The sequence below is a fragment of the Mycobacterium sp. NGS66 genome (assembly GCF_059812225.1).
Genome location: NZ_JCALCG010000032.1, coordinates 1 through 4,460, shown reverse-complemented (window position 1 = coordinate 4,460; position 4,460 = coordinate 1). Strand labels below are relative to the sequence as shown.

Genomic DNA, 4,460 nt, shown 5'->3' with positions numbered 1-4,460 from the left:
CAAGGCCGGCAGGCAAACACTGACCGCCGCCGACCCGCTACCCGACGACCTCCGCAACGCGCTCACCAACATCGACGCCGGCCATGCACACTAAATTGTCCTAAGTCGGGGCTGACGGCCAGTGCGGCGACCACGATGCTCAGGTGGGCCTCAATGGATTCGCGTAGGTGGTGGTAGATCGGGCGGGCTTGCAGGTCGTGTTTGGACATCCGGAAGGCCTTCTCGATGTGCCACAGCTGGTGGTAGGCGTCGATGATGAACTGCGGGGGCCGCTCGATCAGGTTGGTGGTGTAGCCCTTCCAGCCGGCCAACGCGCGGGCCTTGGCCTCGAGTTGTCTGTTGACGCTCTTGGTGGCACCGGCGAGCTGGATGTAGCGGTTGCGTTTGACTGGCGCGTGCCCGTCGACGGCACGTTCGGCTTTGCGGACTTGTTCATCGATGCCGCGCAGTGTGCGTCGGGCCCGGTCGTACCGGTACTGGTAGTAGATGATCCGGTCGGGGATCCCCCGGGCCTTCTCCGCCGAGGTCGATCGCCAGGGCTGGGTTAGCACCAGGCCATCGGGAATCGCCTCGTCGGGGTGTTTGTCGCGCCATCGGCGCACCACGTCAGGCAGCTGCGGGATGCGGGTGCCCAAGATGAACGACAACCCGGCGGCCTGCAGGGCGACCTGGTTGGCCTCTGAGATCATCCCCGCGTCAGCAACCACAGTCACGTCGGTGAGCTGATGCGCGGCTTTGAAGGCGTTGATAACCGGCAGCATGGTGGCGGTCTCGGCTTTGTTGCCCTCGAAAGCTTCGACGGTCAACGGGAATCCGGCGGCATCGGTGAGCAGGCCAAGGGTGATCTGAGGCTCGAGGCGTCGTTCTTTGCTGAACCCGGGCTCGCGGAACCCGTCGCCGCTGTCGGTCTCGAAGTACAGCGTGGAAACGTCGAATAACACCAGGCTGGCCGGTCCTAGACCGGCACGCCGTGCCGAAGCGGTGGCCAATGATTGCCGCCACCGTGGCTGGGCATAAACCGGCAGGCGACGCTTGAGGGTGGCATCCGAGGCCGGCTCCACACCGACTTCGGTCAGGACCCGCTCGGCGTCGACCTTGCTGGTCGGCTCGATGATCCGCGCCAACACCAGATCACGAAACACATTGTCGCCCTTAGTAGCTGACTCAAACCCCAAGATCCGATAGGCGGCGCACAGGCCGTCCCACAAATGAGTCATCTGCGAGGAAGTAATCGGCAACGGCTCTGATCCCGGCGGGGCTGGCACCGCGAGATCCAGTACAGCCTGGCCAGCGGCCAACCGCTCGGCGGCCGCCGCTTTCAGCGCCGCCAACTCGTCCTCGTCGTGGGCCGAACCGAGGTGTTCGATCTGGCGCGATCCCTTCCGCGAAGACCACACGATCTGCACCGCGACCGCCCCAGAGGACGTTTTCACCGTGCGGATATAGGCCACCAGCGCAGACTACGGCCCCAAATTAGTGCGCAAATCTCCACCACCCGAGCAGAAAAACAGCAAGTCAAAAGCCTGCAGCAAGGGCTGACTGAGGTTCCCCCGCTTTTCTGGAGGCCTCTGATCTTGGTCCACTGGGCCAGGGAAGGAGTCGATGATGTCACGGCCGAGTAAGTTCCCGGCGGAGTTCCGGGCGCGTGGAGTGACGCCCTCCGCACGACGAAGCTTGCCCCGCTGACCATCCACGAGTTACGACACACCTACGCCAGCCTGGCCCGCAAATCCGGGGCCGACCTGCGCTATGTGCAGAAAACCATGGGCCACTCCACACCTACCGTCACCGCCAACATCTACGGCGACCTCTATTCAGATGAACTCGACCAAGTAGCCACCAACCTCGACCGACTCCACACCACTGAAACGATCAGGCCAACGTCCACCGGACAAGAACCGGACAAAAACTTCTAACCGCTGAGTGCATATACGGTGTCCATGCAGGTCATAAAAGTGGTCCCGGCTGGGATCGAACCAGCGACCTTCCGCGTGTGAAGCGGACGCTCTCCCACTGAGCCACGGGACCGCCGCCGAGAGGCGAACGAGGTCGAAGACTAGCACGATGCCTGGCCACGGGACGCGCTGCATGGCGCGCCACCAGGGTGCACGGTAGCGTAGACCTGCACTGCACCAAGAGATTTGTGTGTGCCCGCTCACGTGGACTATCGTCGTGCTTCGCACCGGGCGACGATCTCGTCCGTTGCGCGCGGATGTAGCGCAGTTGGTAGCGCATCACCTTGCCAAGGTGAGGGTCGCGGGTTCGAATCCCGTCATCCGCTCGAAGGTGCAAGTGGCATCAACCCCAGCGGTGGAGTGGCCGAGTGGTGAGGCAACGGCCTGCAAAGCCGTGCACACGGGTTCGATTCCCGTCTCCACCTCCGAATTCGACTCAGCGCGATTAGCTCAGCGGGAGAGCGCTTCCCTGACACGGAAGAGGTCACTGGTTCAATCCCAGTATCGCGCACCAGCATCACCGCAGTTCAGAGCCGGTTTTTACGGTCAAGATCAGATTTTGTGGACTCCCCGTGGACTCCCGAGTTACGACCGGGGCAGTCCGCGTCTGAAAAGCGGCGCTAACACGATTGACGTGTACGCCTATCAGGCACACAATGGATGTCATGGCTACGAAGTCTGAACGTTTCGCGGTGCGCCTGACTCCCTGGCAGGACGCACTCATTCGCCATGCCGCCGAGGTCGAAGGGACCGACCTCACTACTTTCTGTGTCAGTGCTACCGTCGCCCGCGCCCGCGACGTACTCGCCGACCGCCGACACTTCTTACTCGATGACACCGCGTGGACCGAGTTCAACGCTCTCCTCGACCGGCCTGTCCAGATCAAGCCAGCTTTGGCCAAGCTGTTCGCCAAGCCATCCCTGTTTGATCCGGACGCGTGAGCGGTTACAGCGTCCCGCGACCGATCAGCGAGACAGACGACGCCGCCACGTTCGACAGTGGTGAACCCACGCTCGACAACTACCTGCGTGATCGTGCGCTGGCCAACCACGTCGGCGGCGCATCGCGTTGCTTCGTCACCTTGCAAGATGGCCGAATCGTCGGCTACTACGCCTTGGCGTCTGGCGCGGTGTCACACTCGGGTTGCGCCGGCAAGTTCCGCCGCAACATGCCCGACCCGGTACCGGTGATCTTGCTGTCCCGCCTCGCGATTGACCGGAAACACCAAGGCCGCGGGCTGGGAGAGAGTCTGCTGCGCGACGCCATCGCGCGGGCGGTGCGAGCCGCCGAGCAGATCGGCGTCCGCGCCATACTCGTACACGCACTCCACGACGACGCGCGCAACTTCTACCTCCGGTACAACTTCGAACCGTCCCCCACCGACCCAATGCACTTGATGTTGCTGATAAAAGATGCTCAGGCGAGCGCCCCCGCCGTGCGGTGAGATGAATACAACCCTCGTCGCGAGCTAATCGAGGCGATGGTCGCGGAGGGTGCAGACCGTGACCACCTTGAATCGCTGACCGAAGAGCAGTTCGGCCGTTTAGTGTCGCTCGCGACGCTCACGCATGCCGACCAGCTGCGCGAACTCTTCCCAGACGGCGCAGAGGCGGCCCTGGCCGCCGCCCGAGAAACAACTGGCCTCACCGATAAGGCTCTACGGAGGGTGACGCTGCCCGACGGAACCGGCGTCTTGGTCGACGTCGATTGCGAGCACACCGACGACGAGATCCGCGAGGCCCAAGTCGAATTCAGATCGGACCACGGCGAACCGGTCGAGGAGGTCACCACGGAGGAACGGCCATGACCGACCCCAGCGACGCGCCCGCTTGGCGCCCATTGGAGTTAGAGGCGTCACCGCGCAGGCGGTAACCCGATCCCCGGGAGCGGCTTCCACTCGGTGGCGAAGTCAATTCGACTGCTGTACTCCACGATGTCGCCAAACCCCCGTATGCGGTGGTCATAGGTCCGCAGCCCGTACCCATCGCTGCTGCCATGCTCACCGTCGTCGATCGTGGCGTACCACGAACCGTGTCCTACATGAACCGCAGCATTCCACTCCGCGTCTTCGTCGTCTTCAAGCATGAAGCGAACCACCGCACCGTCACGCTTGAGGACCACCGGCGCCGGCGCCCAGCCGGTCGCAAGAGCGAACGTATTGCCTCTCGCGACGAGGGCGGCCCACGTTTCAACCTTATTGATGGGATTCCATGCGAATTTGTTGAGCGACTCATCCTCACGCGGCGCGCGCGGAGGTATGCCACAGCCCGCGCCTGCGGATCGCAACACAGCATTAGCGCACGCAAGCGTGGTATCTAGGGCAGCGAACCAGTTTTCGCACAATAAACGCGCAATGAGGTCGACGCGCTCGGTGAGAGGTCAACTGCGCTGGTCTGGACCGCGCCCGCCTCGGTACACGCGCCGGCGCCGGGCGCGTTTGTGTGTGAAATACAGGTTGTGGCCCGAGACGCCGAACGATAGTTACCGACGCATCAGTCGGTGGTG

The 4,460-nt window shown here is 63.1% G+C and carries 4 protein-coding genes, 4 tRNA genes and 2 pseudogenes; 7 read left to right on the top strand and 3 right to left on the bottom strand.

The window, feature by feature from the left end; translation table 11 throughout:
- Positions 1 to 110 precede the first annotated feature (110 nt).
- A pseudogene (locus AC5Y2L_RS28490) lies at positions 111 to 1,451 on the bottom strand (IS1634 family transposase); the annotation flags it as partial.
- A 195-nt stretch (positions 1,452 to 1,646) separates the two neighbouring features.
- Here AC5Y2L_RS28490 and AC5Y2L_RS28485 point away from each other — a divergent pair.
- Positions 1,647 to 1,916: pseudogene (locus AC5Y2L_RS28485) on the top strand (tyrosine-type recombinase/integrase); the annotation flags it as partial.
- Between the two features lie 40 nt (positions 1,917 to 1,956).
- Here AC5Y2L_RS28485 and AC5Y2L_RS28480 read toward each other — a convergent pair.
- Positions 1,957 to 2,028 (bottom strand) — tRNA-Val (locus AC5Y2L_RS28480).
- Positions 2,029 to 2,208: 180 nt separating this feature from the next.
- Between AC5Y2L_RS28480 and AC5Y2L_RS28475 the strand changes: the two genes are divergently transcribed.
- The 6 genes from AC5Y2L_RS28475 to AC5Y2L_RS28450 all read left to right on the top strand — a co-directional run bounded on the left by AC5Y2L_RS28475 (position 2,209) and on the right by AC5Y2L_RS28450 (position 3,762).
- Positions 2,209 to 2,281 (top strand) — tRNA-Gly (locus tag AC5Y2L_RS28475).
- A gap of 28 nt (positions 2,282 to 2,309) precedes the next feature.
- Positions 2,310 to 2,380 (top strand) — tRNA-Cys (locus tag AC5Y2L_RS28470).
- Between the two features lie 14 nt (positions 2,381 to 2,394).
- A tRNA-Val gene (locus AC5Y2L_RS28465) sits at positions 2,395 to 2,469 on the top strand.
- A 142-nt stretch (positions 2,470 to 2,611) separates the two neighbouring features.
- A complete protein-coding gene (locus tag AC5Y2L_RS28460) occupies positions 2,612 to 2,896 on the top strand; it encodes a type II toxin-antitoxin system TacA family antitoxin (protein WP_499940068.1) in 285 nt (94 codons plus the stop codon).
- A complete protein-coding gene (locus AC5Y2L_RS28455; RefSeq protein WP_499940066.1) occupies positions 2,893 to 3,399 on the top strand; it encodes a GNAT family N-acetyltransferase in 507 nt (168 codons plus the stop codon). The genes AC5Y2L_RS28460 and AC5Y2L_RS28455 overlap by 4 nt, the downstream gene beginning before the upstream one ends.
- Before the next feature lie 102 nt (positions 3,400 to 3,501).
- Complete coding sequence (locus AC5Y2L_RS28450; RefSeq protein ID WP_499940064.1) at positions 3,502 to 3,762, top strand: hypothetical protein; 261 nt, start codon at positions 3,502 to 3,504, stop codon at positions 3,760 to 3,762.
- A gap of 47 nt (positions 3,763 to 3,809) precedes the next feature.
- On the opposite strand, the gene AC5Y2L_RS28445 is transcribed toward AC5Y2L_RS28450, so the two are convergent.
- A complete protein-coding gene (locus AC5Y2L_RS28445) occupies positions 3,810 to 4,040 on the bottom strand; it encodes a hypothetical protein (protein ID WP_499940062.1) in 231 nt (76 codons plus the stop codon).
- Between the last annotated feature and the right edge of the window lie 420 nt (positions 4,041 to 4,460).

What these genes read in the sequence shown, in the direction of transcription:
- AC5Y2L_RS28460 (WP_499940068.1), top strand. Translation starts at nt 2,612, where the DNA reads ATGGATGTCATGGCTACGAAGTCTGAACGTTTCGCGGTGCGCCTGACT.
- AC5Y2L_RS28445 (WP_499940062.1), bottom strand. Translation starts at nt 4,040, where the DNA reads ATGCTTGAAGACGACGAAGACGCGGAGTGGAATGCTGCGGTTCATGTA.